This window comes from Leisingera sp. ANG-M1 (genome assembly GCF_000813745.1).
Lineage (GTDB): Bacteria > Pseudomonadota > Alphaproteobacteria > Rhodobacterales > Rhodobacteraceae > Leisingera.
Genome location: NZ_JWLC01000005.1, coordinates 62,157 through 86,001 on the forward strand (window position 1 = coordinate 62,157; position 23,845 = coordinate 86,001).

A 23,845-nucleotide genomic window follows, 5' to 3' on the forward strand; every position below is an offset into this window, starting at 1 on the left:
CATTAAGCGGGCCGCCATGTGAGGGGGCAGGCAAGCCGCCAAAAAACATTGCCTCGCCATTCCCAAGTCAGCTTCGCCAAGCCGGTGAATGGTTTCCCGCAAGAACTGCATCCAGCACACCCCGCCGGTTTCAGTCCGTCCGAAAACTGCAATCCAAGGCTGGCGCCATCCACCGCGGGTACAGTTTTCTGCCGGAATGTTATATTGTCGACAATCCAACAGTATTGTGATAGAACGCCCATGCTGCACCAAGGGTGACAACCGCAAGGTAATCTGGCTTGCGCCACCAAGAGGAGGAAAACATGAAGAAAAACAGAAAATTCGGCGCGAATCTCAGGCGCCGGGCCACGGCGGCGGTGCTGGCAGCAGGTCTGGCTGCGCCCGGAGCGGCAATGGCAGAAGAAACCTTTCTGACAATTGGCACCGCCGGTGTTACCGGCATCTATTATGCTGTTGGCGGCGGTATTTGCCGGCTGGTCAACAAGGGACGCAAGGATCACGGCATCCGCTGCTCGGTCGAAAGCACCGGCGGCTCGGTCTACAACCTCAAGACCATCCGCGCGGGCGAGCTGGAAATGGGCACGGTGCAGTCGGACTGGCAGTTCCATGCCTACCACGGTTCCAGCGTGTTTGAAGAAGACGGCGCCAACCCCGATCTGCGCTCGGTGTTCTCGCTGCATCCCGACACGGTGATCATCGCCGCGCGCCAGGACACCGGCATCCAGAAACTGGATGACCTGAAAGGCAAGACCGTGAACCTGGGCAATCCGGGCTCCGGTACCCGCGCCACCGCCGATGTTCTGGTCGATGCGCTGGGCTGGAGCCACAGCGATTTCGGTCTGGTGACGGAGCTGAAATCGGCCGAGCAGTCGGCGGCGCTGTGCGACGGCAACATCGACGCCTTCCTGATGGTCGCGGGCAACCCGGTCGCCAACGTGCTGGAGGCTGCCACCACCTGCGATATCAACATCATTCCGGTTGTGGGCGAAGCCGTCGACAAGCTGGTCGAAAGCAAGTCCTTCCTGGGCCATGTGACGATTCCCGGCGGGCTGTACCGCGGTGTCGATGAAGGCGTGCCGTCCTATGGCCTGTCGGCTACTTTCGTGACCTCGGCTGAGATTGACGACGAGGTTGTCTATCAGATGGTCAAAGCGGTTTTCGACAACTTCGATACCTTCAAGGGGATGCACCCGTCGTTTGCCAACCTGGACAAGCAGCTGATGGTCTCCCAGGGCCTGACCGCGCCGCTGCACCCGGGCGCCGAGCGGTATTACCGCGAAGCCGGCCTGATCAAGTAAGAGCAGTGCCCGGGGCTTCCACCGGCCCCGGTACCGAAGGGAGAGGCCTTCCGGCCCCCGCTTCCAGGAATGCCCGCTTGCGGGCGGGCATTCACCCTTTCCGCCATCAATAGAGCGATGAGTCCAATGTCTGAAGCTGCCCACAGCCACTCCACCCATGACGCCGAAGAAGATATCCGCAACCGCGATATCAAGATCTATGTGAACGGTGACATCGTGCACCGGGACGAGGCCAAGGTGTCGGTCTATGACTCGGGCTTCATGCTGGGCGACGGCATGTGGGAAGGCCTGCGGCTCTATAACGGCAAATGGGCCTTTTTCGACGAGCACATGGACCGGCTCTACAACAGCTGCAAATCTGTCTCGATCGACATCGGCCTGACCAAGGAGGAGCTGCTGGAGGCGATGAACCGCACCGCGGCGGCCAATGGCATGACCAGCGACGCCCATTGCCGGCTGATGATCAGCCGCGGCCGCAAGGCCAAGCCGTTCCAGCACCCCGGTCTGTCGCGGTTCGGTCCGACCATCGTGATCATCGTCGAGCACTCCAAGCCGAAATCCAGCCTGCACAGCGCGGGCATCCGCCTGGCCACGGTGCCTCAGGTGCGCGGGCTGCCGATGAGCCAGGATGCGAAATACAACAGCCATTCCAAGCTGAACTGCGTGATTGCCTGCCTGCAGGCTGAGCAGGCCGGTGCTGACGAGGCGCTGATGCTGGATCCCAATGGCTTTGTGAACACCACCAACGCCTGCAATTTCTTCATCGTGCGCCGCGGCGCGGTTTGGACCTCGACCGGCGATTATTGCATGAACGGGGTGACCCGCCAGAAAGTAATCGACCTGTGCCGCCAGGATGGCATCCCGGTGTTTGAGAAGAACTACTCGCTGTATGAGGCCTATGGTGCGGACGAGGCGTTTCTGACCGGCACTTTCGGAGCGCAGACGCCAGTGGCCTCAATCGACGGCAAAACCATCGGTAATGGCGAACGTCCTGTGATGGCGCGGCTGCAGGAGCTCTACAAGGAGCTGGTCCGCGGGAACACCGCAGGCTGAGGATCCTGACATGCTAGAGACTATCGGGACGCTGCTGCTGGTTGGCTGCGGCAAGATGGGCAGTGCGCTGCTGCGCGGCTGGCTGGAGGCGGGGCTGAAGCCTTCGCAGGTGTCGGTGATCGACCCGCACCCCTCGAACTGGCTGCTGGGGCTGGCGGAACAAGGACTGGTGCTGAACCAGCCGCCTCAGCAGGCGCCGGATGTGGCGGTGATCGCCACCAAGCCGCAGATCATGCAGGACGCAGTGCCGGGGCTGAAGGGCTTCGGCGGCGGCAGAACGCTGTTTTTGTCGATTGCCGCGGGCACGATGATCTCTGCCTTTGAGGACATGCTGGGCGCAGGCACGCCGGTGGTGCGGGCGATGCCCAATACGCCGGCCGCCATTGGCCAAGGCGTCAGCGGCATTGTTGGCAATGCCGCCGCGCGGGCGCAGATGCCGCTGGCGGAGGCGCTGATGCGTGCCGCGGGCCAGGTGGTTCTGCTCGATAACGAAGAGCAAATGCATGCGGTCACGGCGCTGTCCGGCTCCGGCCCGGCCTATGTCTTTGCGATGACCGAGGCGCTGATCTCTGCCGGCCAGGCCGCGGGATTGAGCGCGGACATGGCGCGCGGGCTGGCGGTGGCGATGGTGGCGGGCTCGGGCCAGCTGATGGCGCAGACCGGCGAAGAGCCGAGAGAACTGCGCCGCCAAGTGACTTCGTCCAATGGCACCACGGCGGCCGGGCTGGCGGTGCTCCAGCAAGAGCAAAACGGAATTGCCGATCTGATCCAAAAGACCGTTGAAGCGGCAAAAGCCAGGTCGGTTGAACTGGCAGCCGGCCCCTGACGGGCCGCCGCGCAGGGGCATGGCCCAAGCCAAACAGGGGAGGCTGACGTGGTAAAGGACACCGTAGAGACCCGCGAATTCACCGAGGCGCAGCTGCAGGAGCTGGTGGCCTCGTCCGATGCGGGCGCGCGCAGCCCGGCCGGAGCGGTCGGCACATTGATGGCGGTGACGGCCGTCACCTGGTCGCTGTTCCAGGTGATACTGGCGTCGCCGGTAGTGAACCACCTGCTGCCCGCTGATGTGATCAACAACTCACGCCAGTTCCATCTTACCTTTGCCATCTTTCTGGCGTTTCTGGCTTATCCTGCGTTCAAGTCCAGCCCGCGCAGGTACGTTCCGCTGCAGGATTGGGGGCTGGCGCTGGCGGGCGGCTTTGCGGCCATCTATGGCTATCTGTTCTACGAAAAGATCGTCCGGGCCGGCGGTATCGCCGATGACACCGACAAGCTGGTTGCCTTGGCCGGGCTGTTGCTGCTGTTCGAGGCCGCGCGCCGGGCGCTGGGGCCTGCAATGGCCGTCATTGCCTCGGTGTTCCTGGCCTATATCTTCTTTGGCTCTTCGGAATACGTACCCGAGGTGATCCGCTGGAAGGGCGCCTCGCTGACCAAAGCGATGAGCCATCTGTGGACCACCTCCGAAGGCGTCTTTGGCCTGCCGCTGAGCGTTTCGACTAAATTTGTCTTCCTCTTTGTCCTGTTCGGCGCCCTCTTGGAGAAGGCGGGCGCAGGCAACTATTTCATCAAGCTCGCCTTTGGTGCGCTTGGCCATCTGCGCGGCGGCCCGGCCAAGGCGGCGGTGGTCGGCTCGGCAGCGACAGGGCTGATTTCGGGTTCGTCGATTGCCAACGTGGTGACCACCGGCACTTTCACCATCCCGCTGATGAAGCGGGTGGGCTTCACCTCGGAGCAGGCCGGTTCGGTCGAAGTGGCGAGTTCCGTCAACGGCCAGATCATGCCGCCGGTGATGGGGGCTGCGGCCTTCCTGATGGTGGAATATGTCGGCATTCCTTACGTGCAAGTGATCACGCACGCGTTTGTACCGGCTGCGATTTCCTATGTGGCGCTGGTCTATATCGTGCATCTGGAGGCGGTGAAGCGGAACATGCCGGTGCTGGGCAGCCGGGCGGTGCCGGTGGCCCATACCATCGGCGGCATGTTTGCTTTCTTCGCGGGCTTTGCGCTGCTGTGCTATGCGATGAAATACCCGGTTGCCATGGTCACCTCGCTGGTGCCGGAGGGCGCGGGCTGGGTCCTACCGGTGATGCTGGGGCTGGCCTATGCAGGCCTGCTGGCCATCGCCGCGCGGCAGCCGGATCTGGAGACCGATGATCCCAACGCCAGGGAAGTCCGTCTGCCGGTGGTCTCCGAGATCTACAAGAGCGGGCTGTATTACCTGCTGCCGATCATCGTGCTGGTCTATTTCCTGATGATCGAGCAGAAATCGCCAGGCCTCTCGGCTTTCTGGGCCACTATGCTGCTGTTTTTCATCCTGCTGACGCAGAAACCGCTGAAGGCGTTCCTGCGCGGCCAGTTAGATTACGGCGATCAGCTGCGCAGCGGACTGCGGGACGTAGTCGCCGGCCTGATCGACGGGGCCCGCAACATGACGGGCATTGCCCTCGCCACTGCCACTGCCGGGGTGATTGTCGGCACCGTGACCCTGACAGGGGTTGGCCAGGTGATGGCGGATCTGGTGGAGTTCCTGTCCGGCGGCAACCTGATTGCGATGCTGCTGTTGGTCGGTTTCCTGTCGCTGTTCTTAGGGATGGGGCTGCCGACCACGGCGAACTATATTGTTGTGAGCTCCTTGCTAGCTGCTGTGGTGGTCGAACTTGGCGCCCAGGCCGGCCTGGTGGTGCCGCTGATCGCGGTGCATCTGTTTGTCTTCTACTTCGGCATCATGGCTGATGTGACCCCGCCGGTGGGGCTGGCCAGCTTTGCCGCGGCCGCAGTGTCGGGCGGCGATGCGATCCGCACCGGCTTCACAGCGTTCTTCTACAGCTTGCGCACCGTGGCGCTGCCGTTTGTGTTCATTTTCAACACCGACCTTTTGCTGATTGATGTCACCCTGTGGCAGGGCTTTTTCATCTTCATCATCGCCTCGATCGCCATTCTTGTGTTCACTGCGGGCACCATGGGCTGGTTCATCACCCGCAGCCGCCTCTATGAGAGCTTACTGCTGGTGCTGATTTCCTTTGCCCTGTTCCGACCGGATTTCTTCCATGACCGGATCGAGCCGCCCTTTGTGCAGCACGAAGCGGCAATGCTGGAGCAGCTGCTGGGCGAGGCCGCGGAAGGCGACGAGATCCGCGTGGAGGTGAACGGTCCGGATTTCGACACGCTGGAGCTGAAGGATCTGACGGTGAAGATCGACGTGCCTGCCGGGGCCTCGGGCGCCGAACGGCTGGGCAAGCTGGGTCTTTTGCTGCTGGCCGAGGACGGCCAGGTGAAGCTGGAGGAACCCTTTGGCGGCACCCCGTTCTTTGGCCCGCTCAGTAAGTTCGACTTCTACGCCGATGATCCGGTGGTGGTGAAATCGGTACTGATCACGGCGGACCGGCTGCCCAAGGAGCTGGTCTATTTCCCGGCGCTTCTGCTGCTTGGCCTGATTGCCCTGATGCAGCAGCGCCGTGCCCGGCGGCAGGCAGAGGAGGTGCCGGCATGACCAGATGCATTTACTGTGCGATTGATGTTTTGCATCCCGATCAGGACAAGCAAGCGCTGGAGGAGGCCGTCCCGCAGGCCTGGCCAACATGGCCGGCTCGCGGAAGAGGCCCGAATCCGGATTAGCGGTCTGGTCGCTGGCCTGCTGGGCGAAGAGCCGGAACGGAAGCTGCGCAGGATCGTGGCGACCGGTTCTGCCTATGAGCAGATCCTGTAGGTGGTGGAGACAACCTGCTGCGGGCTGAACGTGATCGGGGCGCATAAACCGGGCTGCCAGGATTGCCTGCAAGGGCCCAATTCCGCCCAGTTGGTGCGCCGCGCGCAATGCTCAGTATATGTCGTGAGATGACAGGGCAGGGGCGGATTGCGGGCCGCACTTGGCCACCTGCCTATTCCTCGGGCAGGGCGGTCAGTGCCTGTTTCATGCCCTGGCGCATGTGGTGGGTCAGGTGCTCAAGCATCGCGTCCAGATCACCGCCGCAGGCCAGCGACACATAGTTATCATGCGCATCGCGCTGCGGCCCGGAGCGTGCATGGGCTTGCTGGTGAATGGTGAAATAAAAGCTCAGATTTGGCCGCAGCTGGCTCCAGCTTTTCTGCAGGAGCGAGTGGTCCGAAACCTCGTAGCACCAGCTATGCAGCACCAACTCCCGCTCGATGGCCTCCTGCGGGCTGCAGCCATCGTCAATCACGCTGGTCAGGCTGAGGTTGCGTGCCCGCAGGTCCTCCAGATTGGCTTTGGTTCGCTTGCCCCAGCATTCCTGAAAGGCAAATTTCTCAAGCGCCAGCCGCAGCGAATAAAGCTCCTCGATATCGCGCTTGGTCACGCCGCGCACAAAGATCCCGGTGTAGGGTTTGCTGACCAGCAGCCCCATTTCCACCAGATCCCGGATCGCCTCGCGCAAGGGGCCGCGGCTAATCCCCAGCGCCTTGGCCAGCCCGGTTTCTGTCAGCCGCTCCCCTTTGCCCAGCTGCCCGGAGATGATGAGGGTTTTCAACTCATCCACGGTCTGTTCGCGCAGGGTCCTGGTCTCAATCGGCTTTAAATTGGCTAGCGGCATGTGTCAGGAAACGTCCCGGTTCTGATGCAAGAGATATTCAAAGATGATTGTATCATAGGCTGTGCTTTGTCGACAATGCAGCAATCCGAGCGGCGGATTTGGTGAAGCTGCCAAAGTGCCTAGCCCCAATTCCATCGGTGGGTTCGGATTATCCGATTCGTTTCAAAATGCATAACCGCAGGCGGCCTGCCGCCGCCTCAACGCGGATGTTCGAGCCGGGGCAATCGAACAGTTCGTCTGGATGGAGCGGACTATGGCAACCTTTACCTGTGTGAGAACGTGCTGCCCAAATAAAGGTTAATGCCAGGGCCAGCGCCTGAACGACAAAGGGCGGAGCATTGTGTCCCGCCCTTATTTTTATGGCTCATTTTTTTAATCCGGAAACCGGTTGGTGTGAGTTCCGGAAAAGGCATGGTTTGCCCGGCAACAGCAGCTTCAGCCGGTCATCCGCACTTGGAGTGGCCGCAGCTGCGGCAGGTCATGCAGCCCTCGACCATCTGCATGTCGAACTGGCCGCAGCTGGGGCAAGCTTTGCCGCGCGGTGCGTTCAGGTTCACCACCTCTGCCTGCGGGTCGGACTTCAGGCCCATGCCTTCACCTTCCAGGAAGCCGGTCTTAACCATATGGGTCTCGATCACACCGCCGATCGCGGCCAGGATTGAGGGGATGTACTTGCCCTGTACCCAGGCGCCGCCGCGCGGATCGAACACTGCCTTCAGTTCCTCGACAACAAAAGACACATCGCCGCCGCGGCGGAACACGGCCGAGATCATCCGCGTCAGCGCCAGCGTCCAGGCGTAATGCTCCATATTCTTGGAGTTGATGAACACCTCGAACGGGCGGCGGTGGCCGTTGATGATGATGTCGTTGATGGTCAGGTAGATCGCGTGCTCGCTGTCCGGCCACTTCAGCTTGTAGGTATGGCCCTCCAGCGACTGCGGGCGGTCCAGAGGTTCGGACATGTAAACCACTTCCGCGCTGTCGCTCTCATGCGGTGCCTGCGCGGTCTCGCCCGGCGCGGTGTCGGCGCTTTCGCTCACCGACAGGACCGAGCCGGTCACGTCGTTCGGGCGATAGGTGGTGCAGCCTTTGCAGCCCTGATCCCACGCCTGCATGTAGACATCCTTGAAGGCGTCAAAGGAGATGTCTTCCGGGCAGTTGATGGTCTTGGAGATCGACGAGTCGATCCATTTCTGCGCCGCCGCCTGCATTTTGACATGGGCCGCGGGGGACAGGGTCTGGGCGTTCACGAAATAGTCCGGCAGCTTGGCATCGGCGCCGAATTTCTCGCGGTACATCTGCACCGCGTAATCCACCACTTCCTCTTCGGTGCGCGAACCGTCCTTCTGCAGAACCTTGCGGGTGTAAGCATAGGCAAACACCGGCTCGATACCCGAAGACACGTTGCCTGCGTAGAGAGAGATGGTGCCGGTCGGTGCGATGGAGGTGAGCAGAGCATTGCGGATACCGTGCTCGCGGATCGCGTCGCGGACGTCGTCATCCATGTTCAGCATGTTGCCGGAGTTGAGATACGCCTCGGCATCAAACAGCGGGAAGGCGCCCTTTTCCTTGGCAAGCTCCACCGACGCCAGATAGGCGGCGCGGGCGATACCGTGCAGCCATTCGTCGGTCTGACGCGCCGCCTCGTCGGAACCGTATTCCAGGCCCAGCATCAAGAGCGCGTCGGCGAGGCCGGTGACACCCAGGCCGATCCGGCGCTTGTTCTGCGCTTCCTGCGCCTGCGCTTCCAGAGGAAATTTCGACACATCGACAACATTGTCCATCATGCGGACTGCAGTAGCGACGAGCTCCTGCATGGCAGCCTGGTCCAGCTGTGCGTCTTTTTCGAACGGATTTGCCACCAGCCGTGCCATGTTGATCGAGCCCAGCAGGCAGGCGCCATAAGGCGGCAGCGGCTGCTCGCCGCAGGGGTTGGTGGCGCAGATGTTCTCAACGTAGCTCAGGTTGTTGGCCTTGTTGATGCGATCGATGAAGATCACGCCCGGCTCGGCATAATCATAGGTCGCCTGCATGATCTTGTTCCACAGATCGCGCGCCTCGACGGTGTGGTACACCTTGCTGTCGAATTGCAGCTCCCAGGAGCCGTCTGCCTTCACCGCTTCCATGAAATCATCGGTGACCAGCACCGACATGTTGAACATGCGCAGGCGGGCCGGGTCGGATTTCGCGGTGATGAACTGCTCGATATCCGGGTGGTCGCAGCGCATGGTGGCCATCATCGCACCGCGGCGCGAGCCTGCCGACATGATGGTGCGGCACATTGCATCCCAGACATCCATAAACGACAGCGGGCCGGAGGCATCTGCCGCTACGCCTTTCACATCGGCGCCGCGCGGCCGGATGGTTGAAAAGTCATAACCGATGCCGCCGCCCTGCTGCATGGTCAGCGCCGCTTCTTTCAGCATGTCGAAGATCCCCGACATGCTGTCCGGCACAGTGCCCATCACAAAGCAGTTGAACAGGGTGACCTGCCGCGCGGTGCCGGCACCTGCGGTGATCCGGCCTGCAGGCAGGTATTTGAAATCCTCCAGCGCGCCAAAGAACTTGTCTTCCCAGGCCGCCGGGTCTTTCTCCGCCCGTGCCAGGTCGCGTGCAATCCGCCGCCAGCTGTCTTCGACGGTCACATCGATCGGCGTGCCATCGGCCTGCTTGAAACGGTACTTCATATCCCAGATCTGCTCGGCGATGGGGGCAGCAAAGCGGCTCATGTCATGGTCCTTTGAGTCGTATAGGCGTCTTTGGGTCGCAAATGGCAGAGGCGCTGTACCGGAGTTTACCCGGCAGCGAATCCGTCATTCGTTAAGGCTTTCTTGCAGTAAAAGCGTGGATAAACACAATACCTTGAAGTCAGGGTTCCGTAAACTACTATATACTGTCGAAACTATGGACGACTCTGTGGGGAACCTGTGGATAAGCGCGTGAACCTTGTGAAGCTTTCGGTGGGCACCGAGAGCGTCGAAAGCCTGATGGCCTGGCAGGAGATGCGCCGGAAAGAATTGCCGGAAGGATTGCCGCGGCATGTCACCCGCATGTGGCCCAAGCGCGAGGCGGAAATCCTCAACGGCGGCTCGATCTATTGGGTGATCAAGGGGCTGATCCAATGCCGCCAGCGGGTACTGCGGATGGACGAGGTCATCGGCGAAGACGGCATCCGCCGCTGCGCCATCATCCTTGATCCGGAGCTGCACCGCACCCACACCGCACCCAAACGCCCGTTCCAGGGCTGGCGTTATCTGAAAGCCGGAGAGTCTCCGGCGGATCTGCCGGCCGGCAAGCAGCAGGAAGAGCCGCTGCCGCCGGAACTGTCTCAGGCACTGGCCGAGATTGGCGTGATCTGATCAGCTGCCGGCGCAGGCATGGCGGCTTCCGGGCGCGTCCGGGCGTCGAAACAATTTTGCGTCAGATATCCAGGCGCAAAAGTATCATTTTTGTTTTCGGGCCGGGTAGGGCAGGCGGTGCAGCGATAGCTGCCGAAGCAGCCGCTAGACACTGGATAGCAGAATACTGGTCTCGCTGTTCATGACGCCGTCGATCAGCCGCACTTCACGCAGGACCCGGTCAAAGTCCTGCAGGCTGGCAACGGTGATCTCCGCGATCAGATCCCACTTGCCGCTGGTCGTGTGCATCATTGTCAACTCCGGCAGACCGCGCATTCTGCGGATCACCTGCGAGGTGTTCTTGCCCATTACCTCGATCATCATGATGGCGCGGATCTGGTCGGCTTCATAATCATCCCGCACCCGCGCAGTGAACCCCAGCAGCGCGCCGCTCTCCAGCAGCCGGTCGAGCCGGGTCTGCACGGTGCCGCGCGACAACCCCATGATCTCGGCCAGCTTCGATACCGGGGCACGGCCGTCCTTGCGCAACAGGCTGATCAGCAGCCGGTCGTGATCGTCGAAGATGTGCTTGGCATTGCTGTGCTGTTTCATCGTGGTTCCTGCAAAGTGCTGAGACTGGCTGATCAATTTGTATAAATTGAGAGAGCAAAACTTAGCAGACTTTAGATTTTCAATGCAATCTGTCTAAGGAATGCTGGCGGCAGGTCATGAATGAAATACAGGATGACACCATGTCTGCACCCGTCCCTTCGGAACGCGCTTATGTTCCCTTTGTCAGCGTCGACAGCATGATGCAGCTGATCCACCGGATTGGAATTGAACAGATGCTGGCTGGCATTGCCGCCTATATCGAAGAGGATTTCCGCCGCTGGGAGCTGTTCGACAAAACACCGCGCGTCGCGGCCCATTCCAAGGAGGGTGTGATCGAACTGATGCCGACCTCGGACGGCATCACCTACGGGTTCAAATACGTGAACGGCCACCCCAAAAATACCAAGGAGGGTCTGCAGACGGTGACGGCCTTCGGGCTGCTGGCGGATGTTTACACCGGCTACCCGGTTCTGCTAACCGAAATGACCGTGCTGACAGCCTTGCGCACAGCGGCCACCTCGGCAGTGGTGGCAAAGCATCTGGCCCCCAAGGGCGCCCGCACTATGGCAATGATCGGCAACGGCGCACAGTCGGAATTCCAGGCCCTGGCGATGAAAAAGATCTGCGGCATCGACAGCCTGCGTCTTTATGACATTGACCCTCAGGCCACTGCCAAACTGCTGCGTAATCTCGAGGGGCAGGGCTTCTCCCTTGTGGTCTGCGCCAGCGCCGAAGAGGCGGTCCAAGGGGCAGAGATCATCACCACCTGCACCGCGGACAAGCAAAACGCCACCGTGCTGAATGACAATATGGTCGGCGCCGGTGTGCACATCAACGCCATTGGCGGCGATTGCCACGGCAAGACCGAACTGGCCCGCGCGATCCTGAGCCGCGCCGATGTCTTCGTCGAATATCCGCCGCAGACCCGGATCGAAGGTGAAATCCAGCAGATGCCCGAAGATTTCCCGGTGACTGAAATATGGCAGGTCATCACCGGCCAGGCGGCCGGGCGCATTGATGACCGCCAGATCACCCTGTTTGACGGGGTAGGCTTCGCCACCGAGGATTTCTCAGCCCTGCGTTACGTCCGCGATCAACTAAGTGGCACCGGGCTCTATCAAAACCTCGACATGCTCGCTGATCCGGATGACCCGCGCGACCTGTTCGGCATGGTGCAGCGCGCGGCCCCTGCGGCGGAGGAAACAGCATGATCCGGTCTTCCGTACAGGCGCCCGGCGCGGTGGTGATGGTGCGCCCGCATCATTTCACCGTGAATACCGAAACCGCCGCCGACAATGCGTTTCAAGCGGTAGTGACGGCCAAGGACGGGGAAGAGGCCGAGTACGCCCGGCGCGCCTACGCGGAACACTCCCGCGCGGTTGAGGTTCTGCGAGAGCACGGCGTCCGCGTACATGTGTTCGAAGGCGAAGACCCCACCACGCCCGATTGCGTCTTTCCCAATAACTGGTTCTCAACCCACGCCGGTGGCCATGTGGCGGTCTATCCGATGAAGGCCAAAAACCGGCGGCTGGAGCGGCGCCAGGACATCCTGGAGATGCTCAAATCCGAATACCGGGTGCAGGACATCATCGACTATTCGGGGCTGGAGCCGGACGGACTGTTTCTGGAAGGCACCGGGGCAATGGTTCTCGACCACATCAACCGGGTGGCCTATGCGGTGGCCAGCGACCGCACCAACCCGGTGGCGCTGGAACGCTTCTGCACCCATTTCAACTTTGAACCGATGGTGTTCGAGGCGCAGGACGGGCAGGGCACGTCTGTATACCACACCAATGTCCTGATGTGCATCGGCACCGGTTTTGCCATGATCGGCAGCGGCATGATCGCCGATCCCGCCCGACGGGCTGAGGTCCTGGCCCGGCTGGGGGAAACCGGCCGGAATGTGATCGACCTCACCGAGGCTCAGATCGCCGGGTTTGCAGGCAACGCCATCGAGCTGATGGGTTCGGAGGGCCCGATCCTGGCACTGTCGCAGGCAGCCTTTGAAGTGCTGACACCGGAACAGCGCAGCCGCATCGAAGCCCATGCGAAACTGGTGCCGCTAGAGATCCCCACCATCGAAATGGCAGGTGGCTCCGTGCGCTGCACCATTGCCGGCATCCACCTGGCCAGCCGCGGCTGAGGATTGCTGCGAAGATAGGCCCGTTTCTAACCTGAGCGGGCCTCATTTTGCTGCCGGAGCAGGCAAGCTCAACGGTTTTGGAGTCGCGCTGTCATCCGTCAATACATACGGGTTGCGCTGCCCCTAAACTGTTTAGAGGTTCGCCATTATGGCTCTGGGCTGGGCTTCGATCATCCCGGCGGTAACCTCCGCTCCGTTCTAAGCGCCAAAGGGTATTGCGTCATATCCTCTGGAGGCTTTCGGCAGGCAGCTTACGTCCACGACAATCGTGTTCACCGGGATCGCGCTGGAGGACTTTGTCCGCACGTCTGCCAGGCAGCGCAATAACGCCTTATTGGATTAGGCTGATGCGCGCTCGGAGGACGCTGAAACGCCGTATCTGCGCCGGTAGGCGCGGGCAAAGCTCTCCGGGTTTTCGAAGCCGCAAAGGCTGGAAATCTCTCCGATACGCAGGCTGGAGTTGAGCAGCAGGTTGCGGGCTTCGCCGAGCCGCAGATTGCGGTAGTAAGCGGCGGGCGTTTCTTTCAGGTGATGTTTGAAAAGCCGCCCCAAAGTCCAAAGCGGAACCCCGGCCCGGGCAGCAATTTCAGCCACGGGTACCGGTTGATCCAAAGTGGCGATCATCAGATCCACTGCTTTGGCCAGGCTGCGGTCCAGCCGCGCCAGAGACGTATCGGTCAGCAGCCGCTGCTGCGGGCCGCCGTGCTTGGTTGGCCGGTAGGTGAGGATCTCGGCCACCCGGTCTGCCAGCTGCCGCCCGTTGAAATGCTCGATCAGCCCCAGCGTCATGTCAAAGGTGGCGACCCCGCCCGCGCTGGAGCAGCGGTTGCCGGAGACATCGAACAGCCGGTCGGCAAACATCTCTGCACCGAATTTCTCGCGGTAGCCGCGCAGCGCCTCGAAATGCACCGCAGCAGGGCGGCGGCTGAGCAGCCCGGCCTCGGCAAAGATCAGCGCGCCGGTGTCGACGCATCCCATCACCGCACCTTCGCGCGCGCGTCGTTTGAGCCAGCTGAGCAAAGGCCCGGCGACGGCGCTTTCGGGGTGGTAGGAGGACAAGAGCAGCACCACATCCGCCTTGCTGCGGTCCAATGCTTCGGTGGGGATTTCAATGCCGCTCGAGCTGGTCAGGTAACCGCCCTCCACCGAGAGGAACCGCCAGCGCCACAGCGTATCCGCGCTTTCGCGGTTGGCCACCCGCAGCGGCTCGGTCACCAGGGTGAGTGACAGGATCGGGAAGTTTCCGGTCAGGATAATGTCGGCTTGCGGCATGGAGCCTCGTGGCAGTTTGTCAATTTACGTTAGAAAGTTGCAAAACCTGGTCAAGCGTTTTTGATGCACGGTTTCTAACATCCTCTGCCAGTGGAGGAGAGAACATGACCGAGCTGCCTTGGACGCCGGACTTCGATGTCTGGCCGATCGACCACCATGCCGGGCGTTTGCAGCACACGGGCGAGGCGCTGGAGGTAACCTGGTCGGATGGCCAAACCAGCCAGCACCACGTGCTGCTGCTGCGCGAAAACAGCCCCGATGGGGCAACGATCCATCCCAAAGCAAGGGAGATGTGCATCTCTCCGAACGGTATTGTCGCCGATGTCGCCATCACCGGGGCCGGGATCCTGGACAGCGGCGCGGTGGAGGTGCGTTTCTCCGATGGCACCACCAGCGCCTATCACCCCGGCTGGCTGCGCGGTACGGCTTGGTTCGGAGAGGAGGAGCCTGCGCCGCCAATCCTATGGCGGGGCGAGGATCTGATGGAGCCGCTGACCTTTAATGGCCCCGAGGCATTGGAGAACCCGCGCGTCTTTCTGCAATGGCTGGAGGCTTTGCGCGATTACGGCGTGGCCAGGCTGCGCGGTCTGCCGCAGCAGGACGGACTGCTGGAGGAGATCGTCACCCGCATCGGCCCGGTCCGCGAAAGCAACTTTGGCCGCCAGTATGTGCTGGAGATCAAGGACGATCCCGACAGCCAGGCCTTCACGCCCGATAAGCTGCTTCAGCATATCGACATGCCGACACGCGAAACCCCGCACGGGCTGCAGTTCCTTTACACCCGCAGCAACACCGCCACCGGTGGCGAGGGAATTTACGTCGACGCTTTTCAGGTCGCGGAAGACATGCGCGAGGAGGAACCGGAGCATTTCCATTCTCTGGTGACGGACGTCTGGGAATACTCGAACCGCGCCCGCCGCTCGGACTATCGCGCCAGCGGCCCGGTGGTGGAGACCGATGCCAAGGGCAGCATCACCGGTGTGCGCTACAACACCTTTCTGCGGGCGCCCCTGAAGGCGCCGCTGGAGGTGCAGGCCCGCGCCTACAAGGCTTACCGCGCCTTTTGCGCCCGGGCGCAGGATCCGCGCTACGAGATGGTGTTCCGCTACGAGCCGGGTGACCTCCTGGCCTTCGACAACCGCCGCGCGCTGCACGGGCGAGCGGGGTATGACGCAAAGGGCGGCACGCGGCTCATCGAGGGGATCTACTCCGACCGCGACGACCTGCATTCGCGCATCCGCACTTTGAAACGGCAGTTCCGGGCCGAGGCCGAGCAGGAGGCGCAGTCATGATCCCCGACAAAATGGCTGCCGTGCATCTGACCGGCTACGGCGGGCTGGAGTGCCTGCATTACCGCACCGATGTGCCGGTGCCGCAGCCCGGACCCGGCGAGGTGCTGGTCCGGGTGACCGCCGCAGGCATGAACAACACCGACATCAACACCCGCACAGGCTGGTACAATGCCGGCGTTGGCGACGGCACCACCGAGGCTGGCGGCCAAGCGGGCTTTGGTGTCGACGAAGGCGGCATGGGCGACTGGGCCGGCGACATCCGCTTCCCGCGCATCCAAGGAGCGGACTGTGTGGGGTGCATTGCCGCCGTGGGACAGGGAGTGGACCCGGCCCGCATCGGCGAGCGGGTGGTTTGCGCCCCTTACCTCTACGATCCAGAAGACCCGGAGTGGCTGGAGAACGCGGGTTTTCTGGGCTCGGAATACGACGGCGCCTTTGCCCAGTTCACCAGGCTGCCCGCGCGCAACGCTGTGACGGTAGCGGATGACCTGCCGTTCACGGACGCGCAGCTGGCGACGCTGCCCTGTTCCGGCGGCACCGCGATGAACATGATGCTGATGGCCGGGCTCAAGGCTGGCGACGTGGTTCTGGTTACCGGAGCTTCGGGCGGAGTCGGCACCTTCCTTATTCAGATCGCCAAGCACTACGGCGCCGAAGTGGCGGCGGTCTGCAGCGCCTCCAAGGCGGATGAGGTGCGGGCCATCGGAGCAGATCATGTGATCGGTCGCGCCGCCGCGGATCACGCAAGCGCGGCCCTGGCCGCCACTGGGGGCCGCAAGTTCACCCTGATCGCCGATGTGGTGGGCGGGGAGCGCTTCGCCGAGTACCTCTCACTGCTGAAACGCGGCGGCCGCTATGTCACCGCAGGTGCCATTGCCGGGCCGAATGTGACTCTCGATCTGCGCACGCTCTACCTCAAGAACCTCAGCTTCTTCGGCTCCACCGCCTACCTGCAGGAGACCTTTCCGCGGCTCATGGAAATCCTGCATGCGGGCGGGCTGAAACCGGCTGTCGCCGCCGCCCGGCCACTGTCTGAAATCGCCGCCGCGCAGGAGGCATTCCTGCAGAAACACCATGTGGGCAGCATGGTGCTGATCCCGCCGCAGCAGGCCCTGGCCCAGGAGGACCGGACATGAAGATCACCAAGTTGACCGTCTACCGCGTGGTGCTGGACAAATGGGGCGTCGAGACCCGCTATACCAAAACCCTGAACATGGAGATCCCGCTGGAAACCACCGTGCTGCGGATCGACACCAGCGAGGGGCTGACCGGCTGGGGCGAGACCATGACCGCGCCCTCCTACTACCTGCCGACCTCGCCGCAGGCGGCCCGCGCGGGGATTGAGCTGATCGCGCCCGCACTGCTGGGGCAGGACCCGCTGAACCACCGCGCCCGGATGGAGGACATCCGCTTTGCTATGCGCGGCCACAAGCCCACCAAATCGGTGATCGATATGGCGCTGTGGGACCTGCAGGGCAAGGCGCGCGGGCTGCCGCTGGTCGACCTCTGGGGCGGCCGGGTGGTCGAGGACATGCCGGTTCTGTGCCTGGTGAACACCGCTTCGCCTGAAGAGCAGGTGGCACAGATTGAGGAATTCCGCGCCCAGGGCTACAAGCTGTTCCAGATCAAGATCGGCTATGGCAGCCCGCAGCTGGAAGTTGCCCGCATCCGTGCCTGCCAGCAGGCCATGCGCGAGGATGAGCGTTGCTGGTTCGACGTGAACCGCGCCTGGACCGTGGATCAGGCGATGCAGGTGATGCCGCTGGTGCGCGACCTGGCACCGCTGATCGAGCAGCCCTGCGAGACCTACGAGCAGTGCCGCACTGTTGCCCGCCACACCGGCATGGGGCTGATGCTGGACGAAGCAATCGAGGATCAGGACAGCTTCATCCGCGCCGCCAAGGACGGGGTGATCAATGCCGCGGTGCTCAAGATGGGCTGCACCGGCGGCATCTCCGAACACCGCCATCTGGTGGAGACCGGCTTGCGTCTCGGCATCCCGATGCGGATCGAGGATTTCTACGGCACCGGCCTGACCCTGGCAGCGGTCTCCCACTTGGCGCAGGGGCTGCCGGCGGCGGCAACTTTTGGCCTCTATGACTACCACCTGCCCGCGGTGCCTGTGGTGAAGAACCCGTTCCCGGTGGTGAAAGGCCGGGTGAAGGTCCCGGAAGACTGCGCGCCGGGCCTCGGTGTTGAGGTCGATCCGGAGGTGCTGGGCGATCCGGTGGCGGAGTACAGCCTGTGACCAAGGCGGACCGTTTGAAACGGATGCTGAACCCGGCCCGGGTGGCCTGGTTCGGCGGCGGCGGAATTGCGCCTGCAATCGACTACATGAAGGCCAATGGCTTCGCCGGAGAGGCCATCGCAGTGAACCCAAAGCGGGCGGAAATTGCTGGACTGCCCTGTGTGCCCTCGGCTGCGGACCTTCCTTGGGCACCAGACGTTGCTGTCCTGGTGATCCCCAAGGAAGCCGTGATCGAAACCGTGCGCGCCCTGTCGGAACAGGGCTGCGGCGGGGTGGTCTGCATCACCTCTGGCTTCTCGGAAAGCGCCGATGGCGTGGCGCGGCAAACAGAGATGATCGAGGCCGCCGGAGAGATGCCGGTGATCGGCCCCAACTGCCCGGGCATTGCCAATTTCCTGGATGGGAATGCCTTCATGATGGATCACTTCGGCAATCATTCGCCCGGCAAAGGCGTGGCGGTGATCTCCAACGGCGGGGCCTACCTGAGCGACCTTGGCTGCGCCGACCGTTCGCAGCCCATCGCCTATATGATCGGCCTTGGCAATCAGGCGATGGTGAGCGTCGCCGACATGCTGGATGCGGTGCTGGACGATGCCCGGGTGACGGCGGTGAATGTCTATTTCGAGGGCATTGCCGATGTTGGAAAACTCTCGCAGGCTGCTGCCAAGGCCGCCGGCAAGGGCATTCCGGTGGTGGCCATCAAAGGCGGCCGCAGCGAGGCAGGCACCCGCGCCGCGCAGTCGCATACAGCGTCTTTGTCGGGTGATGCGGCAGTGGCCTCAGCCCTGTTCCGCCGCTTTGGCTGGATCGAAGTAACGACACCCTCGGAAGCCATCGAAACCGTCAAGATGCTGAACTTCACGCCCATCCCCAAGGGCTTGAAAACCGGTTTCATCACCTCCTCAGGCTCTTATGCGGTGCTGGGCGGCGATATTGCCGAGAAGGCGGGCTTGCAGATGGTGCCGCCCTCGGCAGAGGTTGCTCCGGCCATTGACGCGGCGCTGCCTGCCTATGTCGGCCCTGCCAACCCTTTGGATATCTCCGACGCCCATGGCTGGCCGCAGGGTGATCAGCTGCCGATCTACCAGGCCTTTGCGCAGGATGATTACGATCTCTTTGCCCAGGTGATGTGCTACCCGCCTGAAAGCGGCTGGGACATGTCGACCTGGGACGCCACCACCGGCGCTTTGGCCGAGGCCAAAGGGAACCGTCCGGCGGCCTTCGTCAACACCCTGGCCGAGGCGCTGCCACGCGAAGCCCGCGACCGGATGATTGCCAGCGGCATGGCACCTTTGCAGGGGATCGAGGACGGTTTGCGCGCGGTGGCCCATGCGGCGCGCTATGGGAAATCTCGCGTCGATCTGAACCCGGAAGTCATGATTTTGAACGCTGAGAGCAGCGCCCGGCCTGGCGGGGGGGAAGCGCAGCGCCCGCCCCGAGGAGGACGGGCCGGGCGCTGCCTGGCCGATCTGCCGGGCGGGACGCTGAGTGAAGCAGAGGCAAAACTCTGGCTTGCCGAAGCAGGATTGGATGTGCCGCGCCAATGGCTTGTGCATGGGCCGGGCGGCTTGCCTGAGATCCCCTGCACCTGCGCCGTGAAAGCCATCGTGCCGGGTCTGCTGCACAAGACCGAGGCGGGCGCTGTCGCGCTGAACATTGCGCCGGAAGACCTGTCTGCTGCAATCAGCGCCATGGCAGAACGCCTCGCTGAACAAAATCTTGAGGCCGAAGGCTTCCTGATCGAGGAAATGATCCAGGATCCCGTTGGCGAACTGCTTGTCGGCATCCGCCATGTGCCGGGCATCGGCCTCACCCTGACGCTGGCCATTGGCGGCATTGCGGTGGAGCTGATGCAGGACACCGCCACTCTGATCCTGCCCGCACCGCGCGCCGATATCGAAGCAGCCCTGAGGGGCCTGAAACTGGCGCCGCTGATCCTCGGCTACCGGGGACGGCCTGCGGCTGACCTTGCCGCCGCTCTGAATGCCATCGAGGCGCTTTGCGCCTTTGCTGCGGAACACCCCGAAATCGCAGAGCTGGAAGTGAACCCGCTGCTGCTCACCCAAACCCGCGCGGTTATTGCCGATGCGGTCCTGACCCTGAAAGGCTGAGACATGACCGACTATTCCCATCTGATCTACGAAGTAGACGCCGACCATATCTGCTGGCTGACGCTGAACCGGCCGGAAAAGCTCAATGCGATGAACCTCAAGCTGATCGCTGAATTGCAAGCCGGGCTGGAGCGCGCGGATGCGGATGACGACGTCAATGTGATCGTGATCCAGGGCGCCGGCCGGGGCTTCTGCGCCGGTCATGATCTGGACGAGGACGCGGAGGAGGACCGCACCTCAATCTATGAATACCGCGCCCATTACTTCAAGCAGTTCGAGGAGTTCACAACTCCCTGGCGGGTGACCAAGCCGGTGATTGCATCCGTGAACTCCATCGCCATCGGCAAAGGGTTTGAACTCAGCCTGTTCTGCGACATCACCATCGCCTCGGACGATACCCGCATCGGCTATAACGAGGTGCGCTATGGCATCTCCGGCCACTGCATGTTCCTGCCCTGGCTGGTGAACATGAAGACCGCCAAGGACCTGCTGCTGACGGGGCGTGAGCTGACTGCGGCTGAAGCCAAGGAGATGGGGCTGATCACCGATGTGGTGCCGCTGGAAGAGCTGAAGGAGGCGACCCACAAAAAGGCGCTGCTGATGGCCCGCATGCCGCGGGAGATGCAGCGGATGCACAAGATGTATTTGAACAAGGTCTATGAGATGCAGGGCCTGCGCACTGCCACTGATTATTATCTGGAGCAGGTGGCCATCATGGGGGCAAACCCGGTGCCGGAGTATGAAGAGTTCTCGAAGTCGACGATCGAAAAAGGGCTGAAGGCAACTCTGAAGGAAGCCAATGCGCGCTATGAGGGGCTGGATTGAGACCTCCCGCCCAATTGCGGCGGGGGGCTCCCGCCCGTTTCCGGTGCTCCTCTGGAGCACCGTCACCCGTTGGGCCCGGCGCCGCGCTGGCGCGCGGCGGACCGGTCAGCAGGGCTGACCGGATGTTTCGCGTGCGAAACATTGGGGCAGAGGTGCTGACTTATAGGAGGCCGTTACCGGCCTTCGATTTCGCCTAGGATCTTGTTGCGCTGGATTTTGCCCGAGGGGCCCTTGGGCAGCTCCGGCAGAAAGTGGACCTCATCCGGCGATTTGAATTTCCCAAGCTGGCTGTGGCAGATCTCGATCAGCTCCAGCGGCGTCAGGCTGGAGCCGTTGCGAATCTTGACGGCTGCTTCCACCGTCTCTCCGTAGCTCGCGCAGGGGCGTCCGAAGGCCGCGGCCTCGATTACGTCGGGGTGGGAATAGAGCGCCTCGTCAATCTCGCGCGGGGCGATGTTCTCGCCGCCTTTGATGATCAGTTCCTTCAGGCGGCCGGTGACAAAGACATAGCCGTCGGCGTCGATGCGGCCCAGGTCGCCGGTGCGCAGCCAGCCGTCTGCGGTGAAGGTGCCCGCGGTGGCCTCGGGATTGCTGAGGTACTCCATCATCACATTGGGACCGCGCACCGCCAGCTCGCCTTCGCTGCCGTCGGTGACAGGGTTCTGATTGGCGTCCAGGATGGCGATCTCATTGCCATAGGCGATGCCGGGGGAACCGATCTTGCGGATGCCCGGAGGCAGCGGGTTTGACAGGATCTGGGCGGCGGTCTCGGTGAGGCCCATGGTCTCGATGATGGGCATGCCGAAGCGGTCCTCAAAGGCGCGCTGCACATCCGGAGCCAGCGCCGAGGAGGCGGAGCGGCCGAAACGGATGCGAGCGCGGGTGCTGTCGACCGGGTCGAGGTCCGAGTGCAAGAGGTGCGAGATGATGGTGGGGACCACCGAGAACCATGTGGCTTGCGACCAGCCCGCATGGGCCCAGAACCGGCTGGCGGAGAAACGTTCGCACATGGCCAGCGAACCGCCGGAGATCAGCGTGCCCATCACCGTCACACAGAGGCCGTTGATATGGTAGATTGGCAAGACACAGAGACCGCGGTCCTGGGGGGTGAGCTCATGCGCGACGGCGGTGGTCCAGCCGCCTGCCAGCAGGCTTGCGTGGGAATGCACTACGCCTTTGGGGCGGCCGGTGGTGCCGGAGGTGTACATCAGCAAAGCGTGGTCGCCGGCAGAGAGCGGGTGCAGCTCTGCCGGCGGACCACCAGTTGCTGCCTGCCTGTCGAAAGGGGAGATGGAAGACAGGTCGGCAGTCTGCTCGAACAGGTCTGTCTGGCTGGCGTGCACAAAGGCAAAGCGGGCGCCGCTGTGCTGCAGGGCGTAAGACACCGCGCTGTTGCCTGCGACCAGGTTGATCATGGTGGCGCGGAAGCCACCGTAGAGAACGCCGAACAGGCACTCCAGCGCCTCGCGGCCATTGGGGTGCAGGATGGCGACGCTTTCGCCCTTGGAAATGCCCTTGGCGGTCAGCGCGCGGGCGATGTTCCGGGCGGTGTCGCGCAGCTCGGGCCAGCTGAGGTCGGGCGCGCCGTCGGGGAAGACAAAGCCGGTGCCGCCTTCCTCTGCGCGTGTGTTGAGCCAGTCGCGGATGGTTCCTTTGGGCGGTTCCATCATTGGTCCGCCTCCGCCCAGTAGCCGGCAAAGATGTCTTCCAGCGCCGGTTCGCAGGAGGGGATTTCGCGCACGATCTTGGTGCTCTGCACGAAGTGGCGCCAGTTGAGGTTGGTGTCGATCGAATTGCCGCCCCAGCTGCCGCAGCCCATCGACAGGGAAAACGGCATTCCATTGGTGAAGGCGCCGCCGGTGGCAAAGGTATGGGCCTGGTTGACGATCACCCGGCAGGTGGGCATGTCGCGGCCCATTTGCACCGCGCGTTCGTTCCGGGCGGTGTGAATGCCGATGGAGTGGCCTGCGCCTTGGTGGGCGAGAATACGGGATGCGGTGGCTTTGGCCTCTGCGAAATCCGCCGAGCGATAGACGGCCAGAATTCGGCTTAGCTTTTCGCCGGAGAGCGGGTGGTCCGGGCCGATGCCCTTGGTTTCGATAGCCAGGAATTTGGTACCTGCGGGGACTTTGCCGGACATATCCAGCGCAGTCAGCATCTTGCCGGCGTCCTGGGCGATGACTTCGCGGTTCAGATGGCCATCGGGCCAGAGCTTAGCGATGATGCCAGCGGCTTCTGCTTCGGGCACCAGTGCGCCGCCTTCCTGGGCAAGCGCGGCGATGAACTGCTCATAAATGGCATCCACCACCACCACGGAGTTTTCCGAGGAACAGGAAGTGGCGTTATCGAAGGTCTTGGAGGCGGTGATCTTGGCCGCGGCATCCGCCAGGTTTGCGGTCTCATCCACGATCACGGTCACATTGCCGGCACCGACCGCCACGGCTGGCGTGCCGCAGGACTGGGCGCGGTCGACGTTGTTCTGGCTGCCGGTGCAGATCACCCGGTCCGCGGCCTCCATCAGCGCCTGGGTCTTGGCCTTGGAGCCGGGGGCGGGGATCATCTGCACCAAATCCGGGTCCAAGCCCAGCTTGGCGAATTCATCATGGATATAGGAAAGCAGCAACTCGCAGGAGGCCACGCCCTTGGGCGAGGGGGCCACAACGATGGCATTGCCGCCTTTCAGCGCGTTGATGATGTTGTTGGCAGGCGTCGCTGCCGGATTGGTCGAGGGGACAACGGCGCCGATCACGCCGATGGGGCGCATGATCTCGGTGATGCCGGTTTCAGGATCGTCGCTGATAATGCCGTGGGTCTTAACACCCGCGATGTCGCGCAGCAGGCCCAGCGTCTTGCGGTGGTTCTTGGTGATCTTGTCCGCCACATTGCCGAGGCCGGTGGTTTCCACCGCCAGTTCGGCCAGGGCGCGGTTGCGGGTGGGTTCCATGATGGCCCAGCCTGCTGCCAAAGCTGCCTTGTCATAAAGCGCCTGGCTGCCGCCTGCCTCAAAGGCCTGCTGGGCGGTGCGGGCGCGCGCCACGATCTGTTCCACCTCGGCGATGCCGGAGGCGAGTGCGTCCTGAGCGGTCATGTCTTTCCTCGATTG

Annotated in this window: 18 protein-coding genes; 12 read left to right on the plus strand and 6 right to left on the minus strand. The window is 62.7% G+C overall.

What is annotated here, in order from left to right; genetic code table 11:
* Positions 1–302: 302 nt before the first annotated feature.
* From RA19_RS02605 to RA19_RS02620, 4 genes are all read left to right on the plus strand, one after another.
* Positions 303–1,298, plus strand: a complete 996-nt coding sequence (locus RA19_RS02605) for a TAXI family TRAP transporter solute-binding subunit (RefSeq protein ID WP_039159309.1) — start codon at positions 303–305, stop codon at positions 1,296–1,298.
* Positions 1,299–1,424: 126 nt separating this feature from the next.
* Entirely contained in the window at positions 1,425–2,351 is a 927-nt protein-coding gene (locus RA19_RS02610) for an aminotransferase class IV (RefSeq protein ID WP_039159311.1), read from the plus strand.
* A 10-nt stretch (positions 2,352–2,361) separates the two neighbouring features.
* Positions 2,362–3,177, plus strand: coding sequence for a pyrroline-5-carboxylate reductase (proC, locus tag RA19_RS02615; protein WP_039159313.1), 816 nt, complete (start codon positions 2,362–2,364; stop codon positions 3,175–3,177).
* A gap of 48 nt (positions 3,178–3,225) precedes the next feature.
* Entirely contained in the window at positions 3,226–5,841 is a 2,616-nt protein-coding gene (locus RA19_RS02620) for a TRAP transporter permease (protein WP_039159315.1), read from the plus strand.
* A 388-nt stretch (positions 5,842–6,229) separates the two neighbouring features.
* Here the strand turns inward: RA19_RS02620 and RA19_RS02630 are convergent, their stop codons facing one another.
* Positions 6,230–6,901, minus strand: a complete 672-nt coding sequence (locus tag RA19_RS02630) for a GntR family transcriptional regulator (RefSeq protein WP_039159319.1) — start codon at positions 6,899–6,901, stop codon at positions 6,230–6,232.
* Between the two features lie 443 nt (positions 6,902–7,344).
* Positions 7,345–9,630 carry an adenosylcobalamin-dependent ribonucleoside-diphosphate reductase gene (locus RA19_RS02635; RefSeq protein ID WP_039159321.1) on the minus strand — a complete coding sequence of 762 codons (2,286 nt, stop codon included), beginning with the start codon at positions 9,628–9,630 and terminating at the stop codon, positions 7,345–7,347.
* 198 nt (positions 9,631–9,828) lie between these two features.
* On the opposite strand from RA19_RS02635, the gene RA19_RS02640 reads away from it, so the two are divergent.
* The gene (locus RA19_RS02640) at positions 9,829–10,260 is read left to right on the plus strand and encodes a DUF1489 family protein (protein ID WP_039159323.1); all 432 of its coding nucleotides are present in this window, start codon (positions 9,829–9,831) and stop codon (positions 10,258–10,260) included.
* A 144-nt stretch (positions 10,261–10,404) separates the two neighbouring features.
* Here the strand turns inward: RA19_RS02640 and RA19_RS02645 are convergent, their stop codons facing one another.
* Positions 10,405–10,851 carry an Lrp/AsnC family transcriptional regulator gene (locus RA19_RS02645; RefSeq protein ID WP_039159325.1) on the minus strand — a complete coding sequence of 149 codons (447 nt, stop codon included), beginning with the start codon at positions 10,849–10,851 and terminating at the stop codon, positions 10,405–10,407.
* A gap of 140 nt (positions 10,852–10,991) precedes the next feature.
* Here RA19_RS02645 and RA19_RS02650 point away from each other — a divergent pair, with 140 nt between their 5' ends.
* Together RA19_RS02650 and ctlX are read left to right on the plus strand one after the other, a co-directional pair.
* On the plus strand, positions 10,992–12,062 hold the full coding sequence (locus RA19_RS02650; protein ID WP_039159667.1) for an ornithine cyclodeaminase: 1,071 nt from the start codon (positions 10,992–10,994) through the stop codon (positions 12,060–12,062).
* Positions 12,059–12,994 (plus strand): citrulline utilization hydrolase CtlX, encoded by a 936-nt coding sequence (gene ctlX / locus RA19_RS02655; RefSeq protein ID WP_039159326.1) that lies wholly within the window; start codon positions 12,059–12,061, stop codon positions 12,992–12,994. The genes RA19_RS02650 and ctlX overlap by 4 nt, the downstream gene beginning before the upstream one ends.
* 339 nt (positions 12,995–13,333) lie before the next feature.
* Here ctlX and RA19_RS02660 read toward each other — a convergent pair whose 3' ends face one another.
* Positions 13,334–14,266, minus strand: coding sequence for a GlxA family transcriptional regulator (locus RA19_RS02660; protein WP_039159329.1), 933 nt, complete (start codon positions 14,264–14,266; stop codon positions 13,334–13,336).
* 104 nt (positions 14,267–14,370) lie between these two features.
* Between RA19_RS02660 and RA19_RS02665 the strand changes: the two genes are divergently transcribed.
* The 5 genes from RA19_RS02665 to RA19_RS02685 are packed head-to-tail and all read left to right on the plus strand — an operon-like array spanning position 14,371 to position 20,742.
* Positions 14,371–15,558, plus strand: coding sequence for a TauD/TfdA family dioxygenase (locus RA19_RS02665; RefSeq protein WP_052261617.1), 1,188 nt, complete (start codon positions 14,371–14,373; stop codon positions 15,556–15,558).
* On the plus strand, positions 15,555–16,694 hold the full coding sequence (locus tag RA19_RS02670; RefSeq protein WP_039159331.1) for a zinc-binding dehydrogenase: 1,140 nt from the start codon (positions 15,555–15,557) through the stop codon (positions 16,692–16,694). The genes RA19_RS02665 and RA19_RS02670 overlap by 4 nt, the downstream gene beginning before the upstream one ends.
* Entirely contained in the window at positions 16,691–17,806 is a 1,116-nt protein-coding gene (locus RA19_RS02675; protein WP_039159333.1) for a mandelate racemase/muconate lactonizing enzyme family protein, read from the plus strand. Before RA19_RS02670 ends, RA19_RS02675 begins: the two co-directional genes overlap by 4 nt.
* The gene (locus RA19_RS02680) at positions 17,803–19,917 is read left to right on the plus strand and encodes an acetate--CoA ligase family protein (RefSeq protein ID WP_152615666.1); all 2,115 of its coding nucleotides are present in this window, start codon (positions 17,803–17,805) and stop codon (positions 19,915–19,917) included. The genes RA19_RS02675 and RA19_RS02680 overlap by 4 nt, the downstream gene beginning before the upstream one ends.
* 3 nt (positions 19,918–19,920) lie before the next feature.
* On the plus strand, positions 19,921–20,742 hold the full coding sequence (locus RA19_RS02685; protein ID WP_052261618.1) for an enoyl-CoA hydratase/isomerase family protein: 822 nt from the start codon (positions 19,921–19,923) through the stop codon (positions 20,740–20,742).
* Positions 20,743–20,915: 173 nt separating this feature from the next.
* Here RA19_RS02685 and RA19_RS02690 read toward each other — a convergent pair whose 3' ends face one another.
* On the minus strand, positions 20,916–22,412 hold the full coding sequence (locus RA19_RS02690) for an AMP-binding protein (RefSeq protein WP_039159336.1): 1,497 nt from the start codon (positions 22,410–22,412) through the stop codon (positions 20,916–20,918).
* Complete coding sequence (gene sauS / locus RA19_RS02695; RefSeq protein ID WP_039159339.1) at positions 22,409–23,830, minus strand: acylating sulfoacetaldehyde dehydrogenase; 1,422 nt, start codon at positions 23,828–23,830, stop codon at positions 22,409–22,411. The genes RA19_RS02690 and sauS overlap by 4 nt, the downstream gene beginning before the upstream one ends.
* Positions 23,831–23,845: the final 15 nt, after the last annotated feature.